The sequence below is a fragment of the Diaminobutyricimonas aerilata genome, from assembly GCF_002797715.1.
GTDB lineage: Bacteria > Actinomycetota > Actinomycetes > Actinomycetales > Microbacteriaceae > Diaminobutyricimonas > Diaminobutyricimonas aerilata.
Genome location: NZ_PGFF01000001.1, coordinates 360,973 through 382,984, shown reverse-complemented (window position 1 = coordinate 382,984; position 22,012 = coordinate 360,973). Strand labels below are relative to the sequence as shown.

The 22,012-nt window shown below is 70.6% G+C and carries 23 protein-coding genes; 8 read left to right on the top strand and 15 right to left on the bottom strand.

Going from position 1 to position 22,012, the window contains the following annotated elements:
• Window positions 1-5 precede the first annotated feature (5 nt).
• Entirely contained in the window at window positions 6-758 is a 753-nt protein-coding gene (locus tag CLV46_RS01930) for a universal stress protein (RefSeq protein WP_100363234.1), read from the top strand.
• A gap of 28 nt (window positions 759-786) precedes the next feature.
• Here the strand turns inward: CLV46_RS01930 and CLV46_RS01925 are convergent, their stop codons facing one another.
• Window positions 787-1,638, bottom strand: coding sequence for a serine/threonine-protein kinase (locus tag CLV46_RS01925; protein ID WP_100363233.1), 852 nt, complete (start codon window positions 1,636-1,638; stop codon window positions 787-789).
• Window positions 1,639-1,740: 102 nt separating this feature from the next.
• Window positions 1,741-2,076 carry a Dabb family protein gene (locus tag CLV46_RS01920; RefSeq protein ID WP_100363232.1) on the bottom strand — a complete coding sequence of 112 codons (336 nt, stop codon included), beginning with the start codon at window positions 2,074-2,076 and terminating at the stop codon, window positions 1,741-1,743.
• Between the two features lie 213 nt (window positions 2,077-2,289).
• Here CLV46_RS01920 and CLV46_RS16600 point away from each other — a divergent pair, with 213 nt between their 5' ends.
• Window positions 2,290-2,553, top strand: coding sequence for a hypothetical protein (locus CLV46_RS16600; RefSeq protein ID WP_157802191.1), 264 nt, complete (start codon window positions 2,290-2,292; stop codon window positions 2,551-2,553).
• Between the two features lie 107 nt (window positions 2,554-2,660).
• Entirely contained in the window at window positions 2,661-3,446 is a 786-nt protein-coding gene (locus CLV46_RS16595; protein ID WP_157802190.1) for an EAL domain-containing protein, read from the top strand.
• Window positions 3,447-3,466: 20 nt separating this feature from the next.
• On the opposite strand, the gene CLV46_RS01910 is transcribed toward CLV46_RS16595, so the two are convergent.
• From CLV46_RS01910 to CLV46_RS01890, 5 genes are all read right to left on the bottom strand, one after another.
• Window positions 3,467-3,730: a hypothetical protein gene (locus tag CLV46_RS01910; RefSeq protein WP_100363231.1), complete on the bottom strand. Its 264-nt coding sequence runs from the start codon at window positions 3,728-3,730 to the stop codon at window positions 3,467-3,469.
• An 85-nt stretch (window positions 3,731-3,815) separates the two neighbouring features.
• Window positions 3,816-4,145, bottom strand: coding sequence for a DUF7882 family protein (locus tag CLV46_RS01905; protein ID WP_100363230.1), 330 nt, complete (start codon window positions 4,143-4,145; stop codon window positions 3,816-3,818).
• 28 nt (window positions 4,146-4,173) lie between these two features.
• Entirely contained in the window at window positions 4,174-4,479 is a 306-nt protein-coding gene (locus CLV46_RS01900; protein WP_100365827.1) for a DUF7882 family protein, read from the bottom strand.
• A 63-nt stretch (window positions 4,480-4,542) separates the two neighbouring features.
• Window positions 4,543-5,958 (bottom strand): sensor domain-containing diguanylate cyclase, encoded by a 1,416-nt coding sequence (locus tag CLV46_RS01895; protein ID WP_100363229.1) that lies wholly within the window; start codon window positions 5,956-5,958, stop codon window positions 4,543-4,545.
• The gene (locus CLV46_RS01890) at window positions 5,955-6,770 is read right to left on the bottom strand and encodes an alpha/beta fold hydrolase (protein ID WP_100365826.1); all 816 of its coding nucleotides are present in this window, start codon (window positions 6,768-6,770) and stop codon (window positions 5,955-5,957) included. The genes CLV46_RS01895 and CLV46_RS01890 overlap by 4 nt, the downstream gene beginning before the upstream one ends.
• Window positions 6,771-6,965: 195 nt before the next feature.
• Here CLV46_RS01890 and CLV46_RS01885 point away from each other — a divergent pair, with 195 nt between their 5' ends.
• On the top strand, window positions 6,966-7,712 hold the full coding sequence (locus CLV46_RS01885; RefSeq protein WP_245866432.1) for an HNH endonuclease family protein: 747 nt from the start codon (window positions 6,966-6,968) through the stop codon (window positions 7,710-7,712).
• A 143-nt stretch (window positions 7,713-7,855) separates the two neighbouring features.
• Here CLV46_RS01885 and CLV46_RS01880 read toward each other — a convergent pair whose 3' ends face one another.
• The 4 genes from CLV46_RS01880 to CLV46_RS01865 are packed head-to-tail and all read right to left on the bottom strand — an operon-like array spanning window position 7,856 to window position 12,327.
• Window positions 7,856-8,728 (bottom strand): carbohydrate ABC transporter permease, encoded by an 873-nt coding sequence (locus CLV46_RS01880; protein ID WP_100363227.1) that lies wholly within the window; start codon window positions 8,726-8,728, stop codon window positions 7,856-7,858.
• Window positions 8,725-9,693 (bottom strand): carbohydrate ABC transporter permease, encoded by a 969-nt coding sequence (locus tag CLV46_RS01875; RefSeq protein WP_100363226.1) that lies wholly within the window; start codon window positions 9,691-9,693, stop codon window positions 8,725-8,727. Before CLV46_RS01875 ends, CLV46_RS01880 begins: the two co-directional genes overlap by 4 nt.
• A complete protein-coding gene (locus tag CLV46_RS01870; protein WP_245866429.1) occupies window positions 9,690-10,994 on the bottom strand; it encodes an ABC transporter substrate-binding protein in 1,305 nt (434 codons plus the stop codon). The genes CLV46_RS01875 and CLV46_RS01870 overlap by 4 nt, the downstream gene beginning before the upstream one ends.
• Window positions 10,995-11,040: 46 nt before the next feature.
• The gene (locus CLV46_RS01865) at window positions 11,041-12,327 is read right to left on the bottom strand and encodes an aminotransferase class V-fold PLP-dependent enzyme (protein ID WP_100363224.1); all 1,287 of its coding nucleotides are present in this window, start codon (window positions 12,325-12,327) and stop codon (window positions 11,041-11,043) included.
• 187 nt (window positions 12,328-12,514) lie between these two features.
• Between CLV46_RS01865 and CLV46_RS01860 the strand changes: the two genes are divergently transcribed.
• A complete protein-coding gene (locus CLV46_RS01860; RefSeq protein ID WP_100363223.1) occupies window positions 12,515-13,201 on the top strand; it encodes a FadR/GntR family transcriptional regulator in 687 nt (228 codons plus the stop codon).
• Window positions 13,202-13,208: 7 nt separating this feature from the next.
• On the opposite strand, the gene CLV46_RS01855 is transcribed toward CLV46_RS01860, so the two are convergent.
• Window positions 13,209-13,784 carry a CGNR zinc finger domain-containing protein gene (locus CLV46_RS01855; RefSeq protein ID WP_100363222.1) on the bottom strand — a complete coding sequence of 192 codons (576 nt, stop codon included), beginning with the start codon at window positions 13,782-13,784 and terminating at the stop codon, window positions 13,209-13,211.
• Window positions 13,785-13,874: 90 nt separating this feature from the next.
• On the opposite strand from CLV46_RS01855, the gene CLV46_RS01850 reads away from it, so the two are divergent.
• The 3 genes from CLV46_RS01850 to CLV46_RS01840 all read left to right on the top strand — a co-directional run bounded on the left by CLV46_RS01850 (window position 13,875) and on the right by CLV46_RS01840 (window position 17,356).
• Window positions 13,875-15,086, top strand: a complete 1,212-nt coding sequence (locus CLV46_RS01850) for a Bcr/CflA family efflux MFS transporter (protein ID WP_100363221.1) — start codon at window positions 13,875-13,877, stop codon at window positions 15,084-15,086.
• Window positions 15,083-15,979, top strand: coding sequence for a dihydrodipicolinate synthase family protein (locus tag CLV46_RS01845; protein ID WP_100363220.1), 897 nt, complete (start codon window positions 15,083-15,085; stop codon window positions 15,977-15,979). Before CLV46_RS01850 ends, CLV46_RS01845 begins: the two co-directional genes overlap by 4 nt.
• A gap of 162 nt (window positions 15,980-16,141) precedes the next feature.
• Complete coding sequence (locus CLV46_RS01840; protein ID WP_100363219.1) at window positions 16,142-17,356, top strand: pyridoxal phosphate-dependent aminotransferase; 1,215 nt, start codon at window positions 16,142-16,144, stop codon at window positions 17,354-17,356.
• 62 nt (window positions 17,357-17,418) lie between these two features.
• Here the strand turns inward: CLV46_RS01840 and CLV46_RS01835 are convergent, their stop codons facing one another.
• The 3 genes from CLV46_RS01835 to CLV46_RS01825 all read right to left on the bottom strand — a co-directional run bounded on the left by CLV46_RS01835 (window position 17,419) and on the right by CLV46_RS01825 (window position 21,992).
• Window positions 17,419-18,975, bottom strand: a complete 1,557-nt coding sequence (locus tag CLV46_RS01835; RefSeq protein ID WP_245866427.1) for a DUF4832 domain-containing protein — start codon at window positions 18,973-18,975, stop codon at window positions 17,419-17,421.
• Window positions 18,976-19,046: 71 nt separating this feature from the next.
• Window positions 19,047-20,549: a glycoside hydrolase family 36 protein gene (locus CLV46_RS01830; protein WP_100363217.1), complete on the bottom strand. Its 1,503-nt coding sequence runs from the start codon at window positions 20,547-20,549 to the stop codon at window positions 19,047-19,049.
• Window positions 20,550-20,654: 105 nt separating this feature from the next.
• Complete coding sequence (locus CLV46_RS01825; protein ID WP_100363216.1) at window positions 20,655-21,992, bottom strand: ABC transporter substrate-binding protein; 1,338 nt, start codon at window positions 21,990-21,992, stop codon at window positions 20,655-20,657.
• Window positions 21,993-22,012 lie beyond the last annotated feature (20 nt).

Below are 22,012 nucleotides of genomic sequence, written 5' to 3'. Positions count from 1 at the left end.
GGTGGATGAGCGGCGCGTACATCGTCGGCGTCGATGGGTCGGCGCCGAGTCGGAGAGCCGTCGGGTGGGCGTGTCGGATCGCGTCGATCGACGGCGGGCAGGTGACCCTGGTGCACGTGAACGACCCCACCGTCGCGCCCGATCGCGCCCGCGGTGCCTCCGCGCTCGCCGACGCGGCACGGGAAGCGCGGGCGGCGCACCCGGGACTCGCGGTGCACGAGGAGCTGCTCGGCGGACCCGTCTGGCGCACCTTGGCCACGCGCGGGTCCGGCGACGACGTACTCGTGATCGGCAGCCACAAGACCGGGTACCTGCACGGTCGGGTGACCGGCTCGTTCGCGGCACGCATCGCTCTGCACACCCGAACGTCCCTCGCGGTGGTGCCCGACCTCGACGTGCGCTCCCGGGTGGGTGTCGTCGCCGGCATCGACGGCGGACCCACCGCGACCGCGGTGGCCGAGGCGGCCGCCCGGCGCGCACACGAGCTCGTCGCGCCTCTTCTGCTCGTGCACGCGGGGACCACGCACGGCGACACCCTCGCGGTCGCGGCGGCGACGGCCCGTGCCACCGCGCCGGGCATCGAGATACAGTCGCGCACGAGCACGCGCCTCCCCGCAGACGCTCTCCTGGATGCGGCGCGCAGCCGGGCACTGCTCGTGGTCGGCCAGGGCAGCGATTCGTCCGGCGACGCGGTGCTCGGCACGGTGCTGCACGACGTGCTGCTCAACCTCAACGCACCGACGCTCATCGTGCGCTGAGGCCGCGGGATGTCCGCTGCCGGATCGGTCAGCGCACGATCGCGAGCGGGGTGTGATCCGTCAGCAGCTCGTCGCCGTCCGGCGACGTGAGCGTGCCCGTGACGAGCGCCCGATGACCGGCGCCGACCACGACGAGGGTCGGCCGCACCGCTCGGTCGACCGGGATCGGAGCATCCGTGGGGGCCGACTCGGTGGACGCTCCGTCGCCCACGAGCGCGGCAACGAAGTCCGCTGCTCCCTCCGTCGCGAACGCGTCGGCGACGTCGATCGGTCCCCCGGCGGTCGCCGCCGCGAGGACCCCGTCGGCCGGCTCCGCTGCGAGGGCGTCATCGACGAGCACGGGGAGCGGCACCGGCGCGGCGGTCGACTCCCGCTCGAGGGTCTGCACCGAGGCGCCCACGGCGGCGGCCTCCCGCTCGGCCACCGCGAGGGCGGCGGCAGTCGTGTCGTCCCCGTCGATGCCGACGATCACCGGACCGGTCGCCTCGCTCCACGCTGACGGCACGAGGACGGTCACGCGGGAGGCGTCGGCCGCGGACCCGAGCGGCACCGGCGGACGGGTCGCCACCGTCGCCGGGTGCGCCGCCAGCACGAGCAGGTCCGCCTCTTCTGCCGCCTTCACCAGCGGGGAGTCGGCGGGCCCATCGACGAACACGCCGCGCGTCGGAGTTCCGGGCGAGCGCTCGGTGATCACGCGTTCGGCGACCTCGAGCTCGGCGCACACCGCTTCGTAGTCCGCGAACCGCAGGTCGGCGGTCATCACGAGCGTCACCGCGACCGGCCGACGGGTGGCCCGGGCGGCGACCCAGTGCAGAGCCGCCTCGTCGGACGGCGCTTCACCGATGCCCACCACGATGCGCTCGCGCGCGAGCTGTGCCATCCACGGCCCTTCCGGTCCCGTCCGACGCGGGACAGTCGAAGATACGTCGACTCGGGGCGGACCCCTAGGGCCGTTCGTCCCGCTGGAGGGACCGCGCGGCGTTCACTCGGCGGAGCCGAGCACGACCGACTCGTCCCCGGCGTCCAGGTCGAAGACCGTCACGCGGTCCGCGGCCGCCTGGATGCGGCTCGCGACCTCGAGGTGCGCCGGATGCGGCAGGTACGCGTCCCGAGCCGCGGTCGACTCGAACATCATCGCGAAGGCGTAGTCGTGCCCCTGCTCGAGGCCCTCGGGGCTCACACTCGGTCCTTCGTGCAGCGCGCGGATGCCGGGGATCCGATCCGGCAGGCCACGGACTCCGTCGACCACCTCGGCTCGGTCGCTCTCCGATGTCGTCGGCTTCCATCCGAGGAGCACCAGGTGCAGCACGCCGCTCATCGCGAGGCCGCGTCGTTGCCGAGGCTCGCGGTGGGATCGGTGTGGGCGTTCGCACTCATGCTCCGAGGCTAGGCACGCCGATCCGCTCCGTCGACGACCCCTGGCGAACTACCAGCGGCGCCGGGCGACAGGCACGCGCGGACGGATGTCGGTGCCGGTCTCGTAGCATCGAGCCGCAGCGGCCGGGCTGCTCCTCCATCCCTCAGGAGCACCATGGTCGACTGGCATCCGGCGCGCATCGCGCAGCCGTCGGAGTGGGAGCTGCGCAACGGCTGGCCCGTCGAGCCGATCGCGGTGATCCGCCGGCTCGAGTTCGGTCCGTCGCGCGAGGTGTGGTTCCGCGCGGTGACGTGGGCGGTGCGCGGCGAGGAGCGGCGTCTGATCGGCTACACCCGATCGTTCGAACGGGCGGCGGCGATCGCGTGGGAGCACCACGTGCAGTCGAGTTCGCGCATCAAGCACCGACCCGACTGGTGAGCGGGCGGCCGGAGTATAACGATCGCCCGGGATCCTGTCGCCCGCTGGACCAGCGGCGGCGGATGCCCTGGAATGGTCTCGCGGCATTCGTCGCACGAGGAGGCCCCATGACCCACCATGACGAGCGGGTCGCCGAGCTGCGCGGTGCACTGGAGCGGGGCGAGGTGGTCGCGTACTACCAGCCGCAGGTCGATCTGCAATCGGGCCGCATCGTCGGGCTCGAGGCGCTCAGCCGTTGGCATCACCCCGAGCGGGGCAAGGTGCTGCCCTTCGAGTTCATCCGGCTCGCCGAAGGGTCGGACGCCATCGACGTTCTCGGGCGCGCGATGCTGCATGACGCGACCGCGTTCGGGCGCCGCATCGCCTCGCGTGGGCACCGCCTGCAGATCTCGGTCAACGTCTCCGCGGTGCAGCTCTACGATGACCGCTTCGTCGACGACGTGCTCGATCGTCTCGCGGAGAGCGACTTCCCCGCGCAGCTGCTCACGCTCGAGCTGACCGAATCCCGCCTCATCGACTCCGCGGGCATCGAACGGCTCGAACGGTTGCGGAACGAGGGGGTCGGCATCTCGGTCGACGACCTCGGCGTCGGCCACGCCTCCCGAGCCCGGGTGCGGCGTCTGCCGACCACCGAGGTGAAGATCGACCGCTCGCTGCTCTCCGGTGCGTTCACCGATGCGCGACGGCTCGCCGCCCTCGTGCGGTTCGGGCGCCACCAGGGGCTGCGCACCGTCGCCGAAGGGGTCGAGACACGGGCCCAGGTCGAGCGGCTGCGCCGCCTCGGGTGCGATCGGGGACAGGGCTACCTGTTCGGCGAAGCGCGCGGGGAGGCCGAGACGATCGCCCTGCTCGATGCGCAGTCGAGCGTGCTCGGCGGCGTCGAACCCGTCTGACAGGTGCCGCGGTCAGCGGGTCACAGACCGTCGTACGGGTCCTCATAGGACTGCGCCTGCGAGGCCGTCGGCTCGGCGTTCTCGCCGCCCACGTCGATCTGCGTCCAGGTGACCGGCATGCCCGGCGAGAACAGGATGTCGATGCCGGGCCCGCCACGCAGCGGTGGGATGTTGACGTAACCGCCGCCGGCGCGCACCGCCTCGAGGATCTGCGCTCGGAGCTCCGTCACGGGATCCGGGAGGAAGTAGTCCTTGCCGTCGACCGTCAGCCGGTTGATCTTCACGTGGGGGCCTCCCGCTCGAACGTCATCCCGAGCCTAAACCCCGTCGCCCCGGGACCCGGCGCACCTTCGGCCGGCCCGGGTCGATTCAGAGCAAGGGGCGAGGCGGCACGGGCGGTCCCGCCGGTTCCGGCACGTGGTGCAGTCCGGTCGGACCGTTCGCCGCCTCCATGAGCGCCTCGAGCCACGCCCGGTTGAGCCGGGGCTGCTTGCTGCCCGAGTAGCGGAAGTGCACGGGGATGGAAGGGCTGATCCAGACCGCGCTGCGACCGCCTCCGCGCTCCATGCCGTGCTCCCACGTCAGCAGGAACTGCTCGTTGCGGCGCAGCTTCATGGCGATCACGAACTGCAGGTGTGCGAGCGTCCGGTCTTCGATGTCGATCTCCGGCGCGCCGACTCCGTAAGTCAGTACGCCCATGTGCCCGGCCTCCGCTGAGGTGCGGGGGTCACCGTTCCGCCTCCGGTTGAGGCAGCGGCCGGAGGCCGCCGGCCGAATTGGCGGCCCGCATGAGGGCGTCGATCCAGCGCTGGTCGATCTCGGGCACGTCGATGCCGTCGTAGCGGAAGGCGAGCGGGATCGACGGCGCGATCCAGACCGAGGTGCGCCGATGCTCGGCCGGCTGTCCCTCGGCCCACGTGAACGAGAACTGCTCGCCGCGCCGCAACTTCGCCCAGACCACGACCTGCAGATGCGCGAGCATCCGGTCGTCGAAGGTGACCGTGACGGCCGAATCGTATGTGAGGGTCCCCAACGCGTCCCCTTCGATCGGCACCAGCTCCGGTGACCAGGCTAGTGCCGCGCTCGACGCGGCGCGTCACAATGCGACGAGCGTGACCCGATCCCGCCCGGCCCGCTTCGACGCGTACATCGCCTCATCGGCCGCGCGCAGGGCAACATCGGGGGTGGGCGGCTCGGGTTCGGTGGGCATCCAGACGGCCAGGCCGATGCTCGCCGTCACAGGGTACCCGCTCGGCACCGACTCGAGCGGACGCGCCACTTCGGAGCGGAGGCGCTCCGCGACGATTCCCGCGCCGGTCGATTCGGTGTCTTCGCAGACCACGACGAACTCGTCGCCCCCGTATCGCCCGACCACGTCTTCGCGGCGCACCGCGCACGCGAGCCGGGAGGCCACTTCGCTCAGCACGGCATCGCCCATCCGGTGACCGAGTTCGTCGTTGATCCGTTTGAACCCGTCGAGGTCGAGGAAGATGACCGCGACCGGCCGGCCGCGCCGTCGGGCGCCGGCGAGCACGCTGTCGAGTCTCTCCTGCAGCAGTTTGCGGTTGGGCAGACCGGTGAGCTGGTCGTGCAGCGCCCGGTATTCGAGCTCGCCTTGCAGGCGCAAGCGCACGAAGACCTGAGCCGCCTGCCGGGCGAGGGTGGCGTGCAGTTCGGTGACCTCGGCGTCGATGCGGCGCGCCCGCGCGAACAGCCCGACGACCGCGCCGAGCGGCGCCCCGTCGTCGTGCAGCGGAGCGATGCTCACCGCCTCGAGCCGGGCGTCGCGGAATGCGAGCGAAAGGTCGGCGGATGCGGCGGCCGCGTCGTCGAGGTCGGCGAGCGTGATCACGGTGCCGTCGTGCAGCGCTTCGGAGGCGAGCGGTGCGAGCGCGTCGCCGAGCACCGCATCCGCTTCGTCCTGGGCACGCAGCACGCCGTCGTCGTCGAGCAGCAGCACGATCGCGCGGGTGGCCACGAGGGCCGTCCTCGTCGCGGATGCGAGGGCGCGGGCGAGATCGCGCTCGGAGTGCGCGGCGCTGAACGCGCTCGAGGCCTCCTGCAGGGCACGGACCCGCGCCTCGGACGCGGCGGCGGTGCGCTGGGCGGCGAGCAGGCGGCGTTCGTAGTCCTGCCGTTCCGACGCGTCGAAGACCGCGACCCGCACGCTCACGGGAGCACCGGCGGCGTCGCGCACGAGCACCGCGTTCGCGAGGATCGGCAGCTCCCCCGAATCGCGACGCGCGGTGAGCGCCACCTCCCGCACCTCCCCCGAGAGGTTCAGCACCGGCGCATACCGGGTCTCGTAGAAGAGCTGGCCGGCCGTCGTGAGCAGGTCGCGGAATGCGACCCCGTGCAGGTCGGCGGCGGACCGGCCGAGCCATCCGGCGAAGGTCGAGTTGACGCGGGTGATCACGCCGTCGGGCGTGGTCGAGAGCAGCCCGCACGGGGCCCCCTCGTACAGCTCGACGAGATCCTCGGCCGGTTCCGTTCCCTCGATGCCGTCGGTCACCGCAGGAACGACCGGATCGCGCTCACGACCTCATCCGGGGCGGAGATGTTCGGGCAGTGGCCGCTCGCGTCGAGCATCACGAATTCGCTGCCGCGGATGTGCTCGTGCACGTACCGGCCGACCTCCTCCGGAGCGATGACGTCGTTGGAGGTCTGCAGGATCACGGTCGGCGTTACGACCTCGGCGAGATCGCGCCGGTTGTCGGAGAGGAACGTGACGCGGGCGAAGTGCCGCGCGATCTCCGGGTCGACGGTGCAGAAGCTCTCGGTCAGCTCTTCGCCGAGTTCCGGTCGATCGGCGTTGCCCATGATGACCGGCGCCATCGTCGCCGACCAGCCGAGGTAGTTCGAGTCGAGCGCGTCGAGCAACCCGTCGATGTCGGGCTGCTCGAACCCGCCGACGTAGCCCGGCTCGTTCACGTAGCGGGGCGACGGTCCGACGAGCACGAGCGCCCCGAAGCGGGACGGGTCACGGTTCGCGGCGAGCACGCCGACCATGGCGCTGACGGAGTGCCCGACGTAGATCACGTCGTGCAGGTCGAGCTCTTCGATGATCTCGAGCACGTCCTGCGCGTACCCGTGCAGCGAGTCGTACTTGCCGGGATCGTAGGCCGACACATCGGAGGCGCCGGATCCGACCGCGTCGAAGAGCACCACTCGGTACTCGTCGGTGAAGGCGGGTGCGACGGCGCGCCACATCTCCTGGCTGCAGCCGAAACCGTGGGCGAACAGCATCGGCCGCCCGTCGGGATTGCCGTGCACGCGCACGTTGTTGCGCTGGACTACCGTGCCGTTCGTACTGGTCGAGGTCATCTCGCTCCGATCGCCGTCGGTCGTCACCGGTGGCCGCGGATGCGGGGCAGCGTCGATCGCGGCCGTTCGGTATGTTCTCAGGTTAGCCGACCGGCTCTCGGAGCAGGGCGTTCCGTGCGCCGCGGTGGACTTGCACAGCCGCGCGACCCGGAGTGGCGACGACCATCCGCGGTCTCCGCGCGGCAGAGTAGCGCGGTGCCCCGCCGAATTCCGCGCCTCCGCCGACGTCGCGGCGGACGCTCCGGATGGGTGCTGCTCGTGCTGATCGCGGCGGCCGCGATCGCGCTCGTCGCCGCACTGCCCACGCTCGGCGATCAGCAGCCCGCGCCACCGGCATCCGGCCGCACCGACGCCGCGGACGGCACCGCGCTCGCGCTCCTCGACACGCTTCCGGTGAAGGGACGCGCGCCGAAGACCGGGTACGACCGCGAGGAGCGTTTCGGCGAGGCGTGGCTCGACGTCGATCGCAACGGCTGCGACACCCGCAACGACATCCTCGCCCGCGACCTCACCGCGACGACCGTCGACGGCACATGCCGGGTGCTGAGCGGAACCCTCGACGATCCCTTCACCGGCGACCGCATCCGGTTCATACGTGGACAGGCGACGTCGGCGGAGGTGCAGATCGACCACGTGGTCGCCCTGTCGAATGCGTGGCAGACGGGAGCGCAGCGACTCACGGAGGACGAGCGGGTGCTGCTCGCGAACGACCCGCTCAACCTGCTCGCGGTCGACGGTGCCGCGAACTCGTCGAAGGGCGACGGCGACGCCGCCACCTGGTTGCCGCCGCAGAAGTCCTTCCGCTGCGACTACGTGGCCCGCATCGTGTCGGTGAAGGCCGCCTACGGCCTGTGGGTCACCCCGCCGGAACGCGACGGGATCGCGCGCGTGCTCGGCGGCTGCCGCGACGAGCCCGCGCTCACCTCTGCGCTCGCGCCCTGACGCGCATCCGGCGGTCCGCGCCGCGCGGATGTGCGAGTCGCGGAAGGCGGCGTCGGGCGCGGGCGGTTCCCTTCGACAGGCTCAGGGAACGACGGGCTCAGCGAGCGTCGCTCGCTGAGCCCGTCGAAGCGGGTCGCGCCGGGTCAGCCCTTCACGGCACCCGAGGTGAGGCCCTGCACGATGTACTTGCTCGCGAAGGCGAAGAGCACCATCGTCGGCAGCACCGTCAGCACCGCGGCCGCCGACATCGAGCCCCAGTCGATGTTGTAGCTCGTGATGAACCCGTTGAGGGCGGTCGGCACCGTCTTGTTCGCGTCCGAGGTCATCAGCGTCACCGACAGGAACAGCTCGTTCCAGCAGCTGACGAAGTTGAAGATGAACGCGGCGATGATGCCCGGGGCCATGACCGGCACGAGCACCCGGAACAGCGCCGTCAACCGACTGCAGCCGTCGATCATCGCCGCCTCTTCGAGCGCATCCGGCACGTTCTCGAAGAACCCGCGCAGCATGATCGTCGAGAACGGGATGCACATCGCGATGTAGACGATCACGAGACCGGTGCGCTGGTTGACGAGCCCGAGGTCGACCATGAGCTGGTACAGCGGACCCAGCGCGATGAACGCGGGGATCATCTGCGTCACGAGGAACGCCATGATGATCGCGCCCTTACCGCGGAACTCGAACCGGGCGATGATGTAGCCGGACAGCAGCGAGATGAGCGTCACCAGGATCGCCGCGACGGTCGCCACGACGATGCTGTTCACGAGGTACACCCCGAAGTTCGCCTTCTCGAACAGGCCGACGAAGTTCTCGATCGAGAACGTGCTCGGCCAGTACTCGAGCGGGAACTTGTAGATGTCGCTGCGCGGCTTGAACGCGGTGACCGCGATCCAGTACAGCGGGAACAGCGTGAAGATCAGCCACGCCCCGAGGGCGACGAAGCGCACGATGCGGCTCGTCCGTGTACCGGTGGAGTTCGGATGCGCCGTGCGGCGGGCGATCGCGGTGGTGCTCATCGCAGCGCCTCCTTCCGCTCGCGGGTGGCGAGCAGGTAGAACACCGCGAAGATCGCGAGCACCATGAACACGATGAGCCCGAGCGCGCTCGCGCGCCCGTAGTCGCCCTGCTGCGTGATCTCGATCATGTAGCTCGTCACGATGTGGGTGCGACCGCCCGGACCGCCGCCGGTCATGCCGAAGATCAGGTCGGGGAAGTTGAAGATCCAGATCGTGCGCAGCAGCACCGTGAGGGCGAGGGTCGTGCGGATGTACGGCACGGTCACGTGCCAGAACGCGCGCACCCGGCCCGCGCCGTCGAGCGAGGCCGCCTCGTAGAGCTCATCCGGAACCGACTGCAGCGCCGCGAGGATCATGATCGCGAAGAACGTGACGCCGTACCAGACGTTGGCCAGGATGATCGCCGGCATCGCGAGCGCCGGGTCCGCGAGCCACGGCAGCGGTGTGTCGATGATGCCGGTCTTCATGAGGAGGTCGTTGACGACGCCGAACTCGCCGTTGAACATCCAGCGGAACAGGATGCCGATGAGGAAGCCGCTGACCGCCCACGGGAAGAACACGAGCGCCTGGTAGATGCCGCGGAACCGGAACTTCGGTCGCAGCCACAACGCGAGCGCGAACCCGATCACGAACTGCGGCACGAGCGATCCGATGACCCACAGCACGGTGTTGCCGACCGTGCTGTAGAACAGCGGATCGTTCAGCACCGTCTCGAAGTTCCCGAACCCGACCCACGGCTGGTTCGTGATGTTGTACACCGTCCAGGTGCGGAACGCACCCACCCCGCCGGAGAGCAGCGGGTAGTAGGTGAAGATCGCGACGAACACCGCCGCCGGGGCCAGGAACGCCGCGATCGTGAGGGCTCGGCGCCGCGTGAACGCGCGCCGGGTGCGGCGCCCCGGCGGCGGGGCCGGAGCGGCCGGCCGTGCGGCCGACCGCTCCAGGGTTCCCGAGGTCACGCTCATTCCTCGCTTGCGTACTTCTCGGACCAGTACGCGTCCCACTCGGCGAGCAGGTCCTGCGTCGTCATCTCGCCCAGCAGCACCTGCTGCAGTTCGCGGTCGGCCTTCTCGCCCCACTCGGTCCACCAGGCCACGCCGCGGGGCTGAGCCACGTTGAGGTAGGTGTCGGGGTCCTCGTTCATCTCGACGTAGGTCGCCCAGGGGCCCTCGCTGAAGAAGGGGTCGTCCGCGGCGCTCGTGAGGATCGGCACGAGCGAGTTGCCCTTGGCGAAGGTCAGCGGCGCGTCACCGGAGGCGAGGTACTTGATGAGCTTGATCGCCTCCTCCTTGTGCTCGCTGCTCTCGGCGATGCCCCAGCCGGCGGTCGCGATCGGCTGCGCGGCCTTGCCCGAGGGGCCGACGAGCAGCGGAGTGGTGCTCCACTGGTCCTCGGTGAGGGTCGAGTCGTCGCGGATGGTCGCGATCACCTCGGGGTCCTGCAGCAGGAAGGCGGTCGAGCCGGAACTGAAGCCCTGCACCATCTCGGGGTAGCCCCACGCGATCGACGAGGGCGGCGAGCCGTTCTTGAACAGCTCGAGGTAGTCGTCCATCGCCTGCTGCGCCTCGTCGGTCGAGAACACCGTGCCGCTGCCGTCGGCGAGGCGGAAGGCGTCCTCCGGGTCGATGAGGTCGGCGGCGTAGGCGGTGATGATCGCCGCGGCGTTCGAGTTTCCGTTGGTGCCCCCGCGGAACGCGTACCCGTACTGGTTCGAGGCGGGGTCGTTGACCGCGCTCGCGATCTCGACGAGGTCCTCCCAGCTGTGCGGCGGCTCATCGAAGCCGGCCTCTTCGATCATGTCGGTGCGGTAGAAGAGGCTGAGCCCGTAGAAGCCGTACGGCATCATGTGGGTCGGTCCGTCGGGGTTCGCGAACTTCTTCGCGTTCTCCGTCAGCGCGTCCCAGCCGTCCCAGCCTTCGAGGTCGGCGTTCATGTCGTAGATCCACTTGTTCGCCGTGAACGGTCCGACCGTGCTGTCCTGCACCTCGAGCACGTCGACGCCGTTGCCCGCCTGCAGCATCTGCTGCACGGTGGTGAGCGCCTGCTCGGTGGGGGGCGACACGAGCTCGACGGTGATGCCCGGGTTCTCCTCCTCGAAGCCCGCGATGAGTTCCTTGAGCACGGCGGAGCGCGCCGGGTTGGTGAGGGTCTCGACCATCTGCAGCTGCACGTCGCCGCCCTCTCCCCCTCCCCCGCTCGAGCAGCCGGTGAGAGTCAGCGCGCCCACGGCGGCCATTGCCGCGAGCGAGGTGGTGAGTCGTTTCACGATTCTCCTTCTTCCTGTTCTGTGATTCGGATGGGCGACGAGACGCTCAGGCGGTCGCGGTGCGCGCCGTGCGGTGCTGGGCGATGGTCTCGTCGAGGGTGAGATCGGGTTCGGTCGAGCGGATGTGCGCGAGCTCAGCGATCACGGGAACCGCCGTGTCGGCGAAGGCCCGGTAGTCGTCCGCCGTGTTGTACACGTGCGCGGACAGCCGGAGGTATCCGGTGCCGTTCCACGAGGTGATCGCGGTCTGGAAGCCGAGGTCGAGGGCGAGCACGTCGCGCAGTTCATGCGCGTCGGTCGGCGTGCGCACGAGCCCGTCGGGCAGACCGACGAGCCGCATCGCGGGGGCGGGTGACGCCGCCGCGACGCGCGCGGGCCCGTCCCACGCCTGCTCGAGAGCGTCGACGATGAGGGTCTCCGCGTACTCGACGAGACGCGTCATGTACGACCGCGCCGCATCCCAGCCGAACTCGCGCTCGATGAGGTCGAGGGCGTGCGGCGCCGCGAGCTGGGCGGTCGCGTCCACGGTGCCCTGCGTGTCGAAGCGGGTCGGGTACGGGTGCGGGTGCCCCCACGAGTCGATCGAGGGGTACAGCGATTGGGCGACCGCGTCGGAGGCGACGAGCACGGCGGCGCCGCGCGGCGTGCACCCCCACTTGTGCAGGTTGCCGACCCAGTAGTCCGCCGTGCTGCCGGCGAGCGGTTCAGGCAGCATCGCCGGGGCGTGGGCGGCGTCGACGAGCACCGGCACGCCGCGCTCGTGAGACCGTGCGGCGATCGCGGCGATGGGGAACACCCGCGCGGTCGCGGAGGTGATCTGGTCGACGATGAGCAGGGCCGTGCCGTCGGTGAACGCGCTGGTGAGGATGTCGACGACCTCGTCGTCGGCCGCATCGAGCGGCACGGGCACTTCGCGCACGACCCCGCCCACGCGCCGCACGGCGCGCTGCGCCGCCATGGTGACGGCACCGTAGGAATGGTCGGTGACGAGGATTTCGGCGCCCGGGCGCAGCTCGAGGGACTGCAGCACGACCGAGATGCCCGCGCTCGCGTTGATCACGAAGGCAGCAGACTCCGGCGCGACGCGCAGGAACTCGGCCGCGCGTTCGCGGGCGGCGCCGAGGCGGCCGGGGAGGGCGGAGAACCAGTCGCCGGGGATGCCGTTCATCTCGCGACCGAGCTCGGCCTGATACGCGGCTGTCTCGACCGGGACGGCTCCGAACGAACCGTGGTTCAGGTGGATCGTGCTGGGGTCGAGAGTCCACAGCGCCATCGCCGGTCGCCCCGTGCCGTCGACCATGGGCCGGGGTGCTGCGGTCGTGCCCGTCGTCATCGCTCGGATCGGCCTCTCGGTCAAGTCATCAGACATCTCGTGTCGGCCAGCGTATTCATTTCTGCGCCACGAAGTGTTTCAATCGTGTAAAGATCCGGTTCTCCGCCACGACGCAACGACGATCGTGGAAAAGTGCTCAGATGACTTGCGTCTGGGTAACGTGGGCACGGACGGAAGGGGCGCGCGCATGTCGGCCATGAACACCGCGCTCGACGGGCTGCGCCAGATGATCTCGTCGGGCGAATTGTCGCCGGGCCAGCGCTTCCCTCCCGAGGCGGAACTGTGCAGCAGGCTCAAGGTCTCGCGCAGCTCGCTGCGCGAGGCCGTGCGCATCCTCGACACCCTGGGCGCGATCGACGTGCGCCACGGATCCGGCACCTACGTCTCGCGCCTCGACCCCGCCGACATCGTGCGCGGCTTCTCGATCACCGTCGACCTGCTGCCGCTCGAAGGGCTGCTGCAGTTGTTCGAGGTGCGTCGCGTACTCGAGGGCCATGCCGCGGGACAAGCGGCGGCGCGCGCGCCCGAGGGCCTGGTCGAACAGTTGCGGGAGTTGGCCGCGCGGATGGAGGCGACCGACGACCCGGACGAGGTGTCGCGACTGGACTACGAGTTCCACCAGTCCATCTGCGCCGCGGCCGGCAACCCGACGATCACGTCGCTCATGAGCGTGTTCCGGGCGCGCGGGCGGCGGTATCGCATCCTGCGCGGCGGGGAGGGCGACCCGGTGAAGCACGCGAGCGACGCGGGTCATCGCGCCATCGTCGACGCGATCGAACGGCAGGATCCCGCCGCCGCGTCGGTCGCCGCATCCGCCCATGTCGCGCAGACCGCGCACTGGCTCGGGGTGCTGCACCCGCATCCGGAGCCCTGACCGCGGTTCAGCCCAGCGCCGGCTCCCCACCGCGGGCGCGGCGCATCTTGATGTAGTTGCCGCAGCCGGCCATCGTGCACCAGCGCTTGGAGCGGTTGCGGGAGGAGTCGAAGTACGCCCACCGGCACGAGTCCCGTGAGCACGCCTTGAGCCGCTCCCATTCGCCGGACTCGCGGGTGCGGCGCAGCGCGTCGAACAACGCGGCGAAGGCGGCTTGCGCGGGCTCGTCGCGCACGGCGACGAGCCGGTACCGCCCGCCCGCGAATCCGACCCGCAGGGGCACGAGCGCCGCGGCGGCATCGAGCGCCTGCGCGGCGTCGTCGTCGGACGGGTGACCGGCGTGCTCGAGCATCTGCGCCCTGAGCCCCTCGCGAAGGGCGATCGCGATGTCGAGGTCGCCGCGCCGGAGGGCGGTTCCGCGCGGGACGAGACCCCGATCCGCGAACCAGTCGGCGAGCGCCTCCGGTGAGGTCAGCGCCTCGTCGCCGGTCTGCCGCTCGAGCGTGTTGACGAAGTCGCGCAGCAGGCGGGGGTCGTCGCGGATCCGGGCGTTCTCGGCCGCGAACTCCTGCTGCTCGCTCATGACACCAGCGTAACCGCTTGACCGGTAGCGCGCTCGTGCGTCAAGGTGGACACCGGTGAATCCCTTACGCCGGTGTCATGAGGAGGTGCCATGACGACAGGGACGACGACGCGACTCGCCCCCGTACTGCTGCTCGGGATGCTCGCTGCGCTCGGACCGCTCTCGATCGACCTGTACCTGCCCGCCTTCCCCCAGCTGCAGCACGACCTGGGTGCCGGCGACGCCGCCGTGCAGTTCACGCTCGCCGGTATGACGATCGGACTCGCCCTCGGCGAGCTCGTCGTCGGGTCGTGGAGCGACCGGGTCGGGCGCCGCCGCCCGTTGCTGCTCGCCAACGGCCTGCACCTGGTCGCCACTCTCGGGTGCGCGGCCGCGCCGTCGGTGGAGGTACTCGCGGCGGTGCGGGTCGTCCAGGGGATCGGCGCGGCCGGCAGTGCGGTGCTCGTGCTCGCCATGGCTCGCGACGTCGCCGACGGGCCGGGCCTGCTGCGGCTGCTGTCGCGCATCACGCTCGTGACGACGACCGTTCCCCTGCTCGCCCCCGTCGCCGGCGCCGTGCTGCTCCCGATCGTGGGCTGGCGCGGCATCTTCCTCGCACTCGCGGCCGTGTCGGCCGCGGTTCTCGCCGCGTGCGTCGTCGCGGCACCCGACACCCGCGGCCCGCACACCTCGACCGGTGGACTGCGCGAGCGGGCGCGCGCGGTGTGGCGCGACCCGGCCTTCCGGCGCGGCACGCTCGTGGCGAGCATGACGTACGCCGCCGTCTACGCCTACGTCGCCGCCTCGCCGCTCCTGCTGCAGGGGGTGTTCGGAATGGACGCGACCGGCTTCGCCCTCGTCTTCCTCTCGACCTCGCTGTGTCTCGTGATCGGCGTGCAACTCGCCGGGTGGTTGGGGAGAACGATGCCCGCCCCGCGCGTGCTGCTGTGGTCGGTCGCGGTAGCGGTGATCGGGGCGGCGGCGATCGTGCCGCTCACGTGGACTGGCACCGGACTGACCGGGCTGCTCCCCTGCCTGTGGCTGTACGTCGCCGGATGCGGCGGATGCTTCCCGTGCGCGACGGCGATCGCACTCGAGAACCAGGGCGATCAAGCCGGCACGGCGACCTCCGTGCACGGGTTCGTGAACTTCACCGTGGCCGGGCTCGCGTCCCCGATCGCGGGGCTCATCGGCATCACGAGCGCGATCCCCGTCGCCGGCGTGCTCCTCGTCATCTCGTCGGTGTCGCTCATCGGCGCGGCCGCGATCCTCCGGTTGGACCGATCCGGCGAGCGGCGACACCGGCACAATGGTCGACCATGAGGTTCACCGGGCTGAGCGCCTTCCCCCACACCCCCCTGCGAGACGACGCCGTCGACGAGGGCGCGTACGCCCGCCTCGTCGACCGACTTGCGGCCGCTGGAGTCGACTCGATCACCTCGCTCGGATCGACGGGCTCGTACATGTACCTCGACCGCGAGGAGCGACGCCGGGCCGCGCGCACGGCGGTGCGGAACGCCGGACCGGTGCCGGTCATGGTGGGGATCGGCGCGCTGCGCACCTCACAGGTGCGCGCCCTCGCCGACGACGCGCAGGAGGCGGGAGCGAGCGCCGTGCTGCTGGCCCCGGTCACCTATCAGGCCCTGAACGATGACGAGGTGTTCGGCCTGTTCGAGGACGTGACCGCGGGGCTCTCGGTGCCGCTCGTGGTGTACGACAACCCCGGCACGACGCACGTCACCTTCTCCCTCGACCTGTACGAGCGGATCGCCGCACTGCCGAACGTCGCCTCGATCAAGATCCCCGGCGTGCCCGCCGATCCGGCCGAAGCGGCCGCCCGCGTGCGTGCGATCCGCGACCGCATCCCCTCGACCGTCACGGTGGGGGTCTCGGGCGACGCGGCGGCGGCGACCGGACTCGAGGCCGGGTGCGACGCCTGGTACTCGGTGCTCGGCGGCACGCTGCCCCGTCCCGCGGTCACCATCACGCGCGCCGCGCTCGCCGGCGACCACGCCGCGGCCACGGCCGAGCACACCCGGCTCGCGCCGCTGTGGGCGCTGTTCGCCGAACTCAGCAGCTACCGCGTCACCGCCGCCATCGCCGAACACCTGGGGCTCGTCGCCCCCGACTCGCTGCCGCGCCCCGTGCGGGGCCTCGATGCGGATGCCCGCACGCGCGTGATCCGCGTCGTCGACGAGCTGCAGCTCGCGGACTGATCCGCGCGCGGGCCGACCCCGGACGGCACGTGCTCTCCGGGAGGGTCTCGATACGGCGGGCTCCGCCGCGCCCACTCGACCAGCGGGATGCGGAAGGGCCCCCGCCACGCGGAGCGGATCAGCGGCGGACGGGACGGGGCGTCCGTGAGAGGATCGGCGCTCATGGAGCTGCTGCAGTCCGCCAAGCTCGCCGACGTGCTCTACGACGTGCGGGGGCCCGCCCTCACCCGGGCCAAAGAGCTCGAGAGCGCCGGGCATCCGATCCTCAAGCTCAACATCGGCAACCCGGCGCCGTTCGGATTCGAGGCGCCGCCGGAGCTGCTCGAGGACATCATCGCCAACCTGCCCGCCTCGCAGGGCTACAGCGACAGCAAGGGCATCCTCTCGGCCCGCCGTGCGGTCGCGCAGGATGCCCAGCGCAAAGGCATCCCGGATGTCGACGTCGACGACGTCTACCTCGGCAACGGCGTGAGCGAACTCATCGCCATGTCGTTGCAGGCGCTGCTCAACGACGGCGACGAGGTGCTCATCCCCGCCCCGGACTACCCGCTGTGGACGGCCGTCACGAGCCTCGCCGGCGGTCGCGCCGTGCACTACCGCTGCGACGAGTCCTCCGACTGGCAACCGGATGTGGAGGACCTCGCTTCGAAGGTCACCGAGCGCACGAAGGCGATCGTCGTGATCAACCCGAACAACCCGACCGGCGCGGTCTACGGACGCCCGGTGCTGGAGGCCATCGCCGAGGTCGCCCGCCGCCACGAGCTGCTGCTGCTCGCCGACGAGATCTACGACAGGATCCTCTACGACGACGCCGAGCACGTCTCCCTCGGCGCGGTCGCGCCGGACGTGCTGACCCTCACCTTCAACGGCCTCTCGAAGGCGTACCGGGTGGCGGGGTTCCGTTCCGGCTGGATGACCGTGTCGGGTCCGAAGCGTCACGCGGCCAGCTACATCGAGGGTCTCGACCTGCTCGCGAACATGCGCCTGTGCCCGAACGTGCCGGCCCAGCACGCCATCCAGGCGGCGCTCGGCGGCTACCAGAGCATCCACGACCTCGTGCTTCCCGGCGGCCGCCTGCTCGAGCAGCGCGACGTGACGTGGCGGATGCTCGAGGAGATCCCCGGCGTCAGTTGCGTCAAGCCGCGCGGCGCCCTGTACTGCTTCCCGCGGCTCGACCCCGAGGTCTACCCGGTGAAGGACGACCGCAAGCTCATCCTCGACCTGCTCGAGGAGCAGCACGTGCTCGTCGTGCAGGGCACCGGGTTCAACTGGCCCGACCCCGACCATTTCCGCATCGTCACGCTGCCGCGCGTCGATCAACTCGAAGACGCGATCGGCCGGATCCGCGAGTTCCTCGAGGGCCGCGACTGGGGCTGATCCCGGATGCGCGGAACCGCCGCCCGCCCCGAGGGGCGGACGGCGGTCGCGTCAGCGGCGCGTCAGCGGCGCGCGACCCGGCGCTCCGCGACGACGCCCGCGAGGCCGAGCAGCGTCACCGCCGCGGCGAGCCCGAGCAGGGTCGACACGTCGGCGCCCGTCGCGGCGAGCTCCGGCGCTCCGGCCGTACCGGGAACCGGGGCTGCGCCCGCGGCGGCGACGGTCGTCACGCCGAGCGTGAGCCAGCCGTCGACATCCGCGTCTTGCGAGGCGTTCGCGAAACGCACCGGCATGCCACCGGGCAGCGGGTTCGCGACCTGTGCGACGACGGTGTAGTCGCCGGCCGGCAGCCCGGTCGTGTCGACCGTCGTGACGAACTGCTCGGTCGCGCCGCTCGCGACGTCGCTGATCAGCCAGTCGGTCTCCACGCTTCGCACGACCGCTCCGGTCGCGTCGAGGTAGGCGATCGAGATCGGCCAGTCGTAGTAGAACGGGGCGACGCCGATGTTCGACACCGTCAGTCCGATCGTGGTGGCGCCGGCACCCGTCGTGGCGGGCACCCACGCCTCCGTCGCGCGGAACGAGTAGCCGAGCGACTGCGCTGCGGCGAGCGCCGCCGGCTTGTCGGCCTCGGAGTACCCGGTCTGGAACGCGTAGTGGTTGAGCAGCCACGTGGCGTGGGTCTGCTCCAGGCTGCCGGCGAAGTCGTTGTCGCCGCCCTCCTCGATCACCGGGCACCCTGCCGCGCTGAAGATGCATGGCTGCAGCTCCGGACGAAGCTCGCCGCCGATCGAGTACTGCTGCCACTTCTCGGTCGCGCCCGCGGCGACCATGTTGTCCATGAAGTGCCAGCCGAGCGGGCTGATCATCGTCGACAGGGCGAACGAGTCGTCGTGGTAGCCGATCGGCAGCGGCGCGTTCATCGTGTTCGGGTTGCGCACCTGGATCTCGGTCGTCGGGAACGCGGCGACGAAGTCCTGCAGGATGTCGAGCTGCGTCTCATCCGACGGCATCCAGTTCGGCCGGCCGTCACCGTTGTAGGGCCAGGTGTGCCACTCACCCCAGAACCCGACCAGCCCCGCCTGCACGTAGCCGATGCGCGGGTCACCGTCGTAGCGCTCACCGAGAGCGGCGACGAAGCTGTCGAGGGCGGCGCGCAGGTTCGGGTCGTCGTAGTCGGGCGACACGCTCACACCGTTGTTGTTGAACTCGTCGTAGGGGCGCACCTCCAACCCGCCGTCGATGAGGAACTGCGGGATGCCGCTCTCGCGCGTCGGGTAGTCGAGGTAGAACCGCAGCGCGGTCTGGTGTCCGCGCGAGGCGATGTCGGCGAGGCTCGCCTCGAACACCGTCCAGTCGAACGTGTCCGGCCCGGTCATGACCGCGTCGAGCGGGAAGTACGCCCACTCCATCGAGTGCGGGAACGTGTTCGTCGCCGGGTCGTACTGCCCGGCGAACGGGACGAACCCCTTGAGCGGATTCGCGGCCGGCTCCTCCGCGGGGGTGAGCGGCGTCCAGCCGGGCGTCGCGGCGACCGCCCCGCCCGCGGCGACCGCGGTCAGGGCGAGCGACGTCGTGACCGCCGCCACCGCCCGCATCATCCGTGTTCTTCTCTTCATGTCGAACCACCTGCCTTTTCCCGGCGACATCGGCGTCGCCGTCTTGTGAAGGGTTCTTCGCGTCGTCCGGATCAGGCGACGACGGAGGGGGGTTCCGGCACGTAGGTGCCGGTGACGGCGGCGGTGAGATCCACCTCACGGCCGTCGATGCTGAACGTGTAGCGGCCGAGCTGCCGCACCTCGTTCGAGCGCTCCAGGTAGCGCCGGAGCTCCTCGCGTTCCGACTCCGACAGCCATTCGACCGGGTCGGAGGTGGACTTGAACTCGAGGATGGCGGCGACGTCCTGCAGCATCCCGCGCTGCGACGCGTCGAGCAGGTTGCGCGCACTGCGGAAGTACACGGCGTCGGGGTCGACCTCGTACAGGCGCTTCATCCAGGCCCGGTTCACCGAGTCGATGATCGAATTCCGCGCGCCGACGCCGGAGGGGTCGCCCACTCGTTCGGCGTTGTCCCAGAACGCGCCGACGTCGGGTCCGACCCGCGCGCCGTCGAACACGCCCACCGACGGGATCATCGGCACGCCGCATCCGAGCAGGTAGACCTCGTCGCCGACGACCTGACGGATGTGCTGGATCGCGTCGCGGTACGCCGCCTCGCGGTGGAGGTCGCGCTGCCGGTGACCCGGAACGGCCCCCGCGTACATGAAGTCGAGCTTGAGGTAGCTGAAGCCCCACCCGGTCACCCGGGTGAACACCTCGCGGAGGTGCTCCTTCACCTCGTCCTGCGTCGTGTCGAGGGAGTGGTAGTGCGAGCCCCAGTTGTAGCCGGTGACGAGCGGTTGTCCGTGCTCGTCCTTCACGAGCAGATCGGGGCGCTCGCGCACGATGGGCGACTGCGGCAGCGCGATGAGTGGCGCGAGCCACAGGCCGGGGCGGAAGCCCGCGTCGCGGATGGTGCGCGCGGTCGCCTCCATGCCCGACGGGAAGTCGGGCCCGGCCGTCCAGTCGCCGACGATCGGCTCCCAGCCGTCGTCGAGCTGGAACACGTCGAAGGGGTAACCGGAGAGATCGGCGGCGGTGCGGGCGACGAGCTGCTCGTCGATGCCCTCGTAGAACGAGTACCAGCTGCTCCACACGCGCCCGGCCTTCTGCGAGCGACGCCCGAGCCGCTCGGAGACGAGGTCGGCGTAGTCGGCGAACACCTTCTGCTCGGGCCCGTAGGCCACGAACCACCCGGCCTCGTCATGCTCCGCTCGAGCCCACAGCGTGTTGCCGTCGGCTCCGACCCGCGGGGTGCCGAGGCCGAGCGAGCCCAGCAGCAGCACGTCTCCGTTCGGGCCCGCGATGGCGCCGACGGCGCTCCCGCTGTGCGCGTGGGGCGTGTCGTTGACCGCATCGTCGGCGGTCAGCAGCCGGCCGGGGCTGTTCTTGATGCCGATGGTCTCGCCGTCGGTGCGGGTCCACCCGCTCGGGCTCCACGAGTTCCAGCCGTGACGGTAGAACTCCGTCTCCCCGAACGGATGCAGCAGGGCCACGCGGCCGGGAGGGATGAGGTAGCCCGTGTCGATGCGGGTCGGCGGCGCACTCACGTTGCCCGGGATGAACAGGTCGTGGAAGGCGAAGGTGTGCAGCATGAGTGCTTTCTGTTGTCCGGGCTGCGAGGCGTGCGGGCGTGGGGGGGGCGTGCGGTCGAGCGGGGTGGACCGTGGGGCGGCGGGCGCCGCCCCACGGTCGCGGCATCACTCGAGCAGGGCGTTGACCTGCTCGTTGGCGGCGCTCAACGCGGACTCGGCGTCCTGCGTGCCGAGGGCCACGCTCTGGATGGCGTCCTGCACGATCTGGTTGATCTCGGTTCCGTTCTGGCTGATCGGGATGATGAACGTGCCGTCCTCGGCCTTCTGCTGCTCGAGGAAGGGCTGGGTGTTCAGACCCTGCTCCTCACGCACCTGAGCGGCCTTCTCCGACGCCTCCTTGATGGCGGGGAACACGACGCCCGATTCGGCGACGATGTTCTGGCAGTCGGCCGAGGCGAGGTACTTGACCCACTCCCACGCCTCCTCCTTGTGCTTCGTACCCGCGTAGATCGCGTCGGAGAGCCCGTTGATGGCCGACTTGCGACCCTCGGGACCGATGGGCAGCGGTGCGAACCCGTACTCGTCGGTCATGTCCTTGTAGACGGCGAGGTTGAAGGAACCGAGGGTGGTGAGAGCACCACCACCGCTCGTGAGCACCTCGGAGCGGGCGAGCGTCGACTGCGCGTCGAGCGGAGGCGCGTAGCCCTGCCCCGAGAGACCGGCGAGCCAGTCGATGGTCTCGACGAGCTTCGGGTCGTCGTAGTTGAACTCCGTGGGGAACGGGTTCTTGTCGGCGTAGGTCCAGCCGTTGGAGTGGGCGAGGTTGCCCCATCCGTTCTGGCCCTGCGATCCGTCGGCCCACTCGGGCAGGAACCCGTAGACCGCCACGTTGTTCTTGTCGAACGCCGGGTCGAGGCCGTTGCGGCCCTGGGTGTCGACGGTGAGCTTCGCGATGAGCTCACCGAAGGTGCCGCCGTCCTGCGGGTTCCAGGTGAGCTCCGACAGCGACGCCTCGTCGACGCCGGCGGCCTGCAGCGCCGCCTTGTTGTAGACCAGGCCCATCGTGTCCCAGTCCTTCGGCAGGCCGTAGCGGGCGTCGTCGACCTTCCACAGGTCGGCCATGCCCTCCACGTACTGGTCGAGATCGATGTCGTCCTCTTCGACGAACGGCTGGATGTCGACGATCTGGTTGTTCTCGACGAACTGCGGGTAGTACGACGCCTGGTCGACCCACACGTCGGGTGCGCTGCCCGCGGCGATCTGCGTGGTGAGGTTCGTCCAGTACTGCGACCATGCGGCCTGGCTGATCTCGATCGTGATCTCGGGGTTCTCTTCGTGGAACTGGTCCGCGCACTGCTGGTAGGCCGGCACCTGGGTGTCGTCCCACATCCAGTACTGCAGGGTGACGCCGCTCTCGGCGCCTCCCCCGGTGGAGCAGGCGGATGCGCCTGCGATGAGCGCGCCAGCAGCTGCGATGGCGGCGACGCGACGGATTCGTGTCATCGGTTTCTCTCTCTGTGTGG

Coding starts and splice junctions, on each gene's coding strand:
- CLV46_RS01905 (WP_100363230.1), bottom strand. CDS start 4,145: ATGGGCGTACTGACTTACGGAGTCGGCGCGCCGGAGATCGACATCGAA.
- CLV46_RS01930 (WP_100363234.1), top strand. CDS start 6: ATGAGCGGCGCGTACATCGTCGGCGTCGATGGGTCGGCGCCGAGTCGG.
- CLV46_RS01845 (WP_100363220.1), top strand. CDS start 15,083: ATGAGGTTCACCGGGCTGAGCGCCTTCCCCCACACCCCCCTGCGAGAC.
- CLV46_RS01860 (WP_100363223.1), top strand. CDS start 12,515: ATGTCGGCCATGAACACCGCGCTCGACGGGCTGCGCCAGATGATCTCG.
- CLV46_RS01840 (WP_100363219.1), top strand. CDS start 16,142: ATGGAGCTGCTGCAGTCCGCCAAGCTCGCCGACGTGCTCTACGACGTG.
- CLV46_RS01875 (WP_100363226.1), bottom strand. CDS start 9,693: ATGAGCGTGACCTCGGGAACCCTGGAGCGGTCGGCCGCACGGCCGGCC.
- CLV46_RS01855 (WP_100363222.1), bottom strand. CDS start 13,784: ATGAGCGAGCAGCAGGAGTTCGCGGCCGAGAACGCCCGGATCCGCGAC.
- CLV46_RS01865 (WP_100363224.1), bottom strand. CDS start 12,327: ATGACGACGGGCACGACCGCAGCACCCCGGCCCATGGTCGACGGCACG.
- CLV46_RS16595 (WP_157802190.1), top strand. CDS start 2,661: ATGACCCACCATGACGAGCGGGTCGCCGAGCTGCGCGGTGCACTGGAG.
- CLV46_RS01825 (WP_100363216.1), bottom strand. CDS start 21,992: ATGACACGAATCCGTCGCGTCGCCGCCATCGCAGCTGCTGGCGCGCTC.
- CLV46_RS01890 (WP_100365826.1), bottom strand. CDS start 6,770: ATGACCTCGACCAGTACGAACGGCACGGTAGTCCAGCGCAACAACGTG.
- CLV46_RS16600 (WP_157802191.1), top strand. CDS start 2,290: ATGGTCGACTGGCATCCGGCGCGCATCGCGCAGCCGTCGGAGTGGGAG.
- CLV46_RS01925 (WP_100363233.1), bottom strand. CDS start 1,638: ATGGCACAGCTCGCGCGCGAGCGCATCGTGGTGGGCATCGGTGAAGCG.
- CLV46_RS01920 (WP_100363232.1), bottom strand. CDS start 2,076: ATGAGCGGCGTGCTGCACCTGGTGCTCCTCGGATGGAAGCCGACGACA.
- CLV46_RS01880 (WP_100363227.1), bottom strand. CDS start 8,728: ATGAGCACCACCGCGATCGCCCGCCGCACGGCGCATCCGAACTCCACC.
- CLV46_RS01850 (WP_100363221.1), top strand. CDS start 13,875: ATGACGACAGGGACGACGACGCGACTCGCCCCCGTACTGCTGCTCGGG.
- CLV46_RS01835 (WP_245866427.1), bottom strand. CDS start 18,975: ATGAAGAGAAGAACACGGATGATGCGGGCGGTGGCGGCGGTCACGACG.
- CLV46_RS01830 (WP_100363217.1), bottom strand. CDS start 20,549: ATGCTGCACACCTTCGCCTTCCACGACCTGTTCATCCCGGGCAACGTG.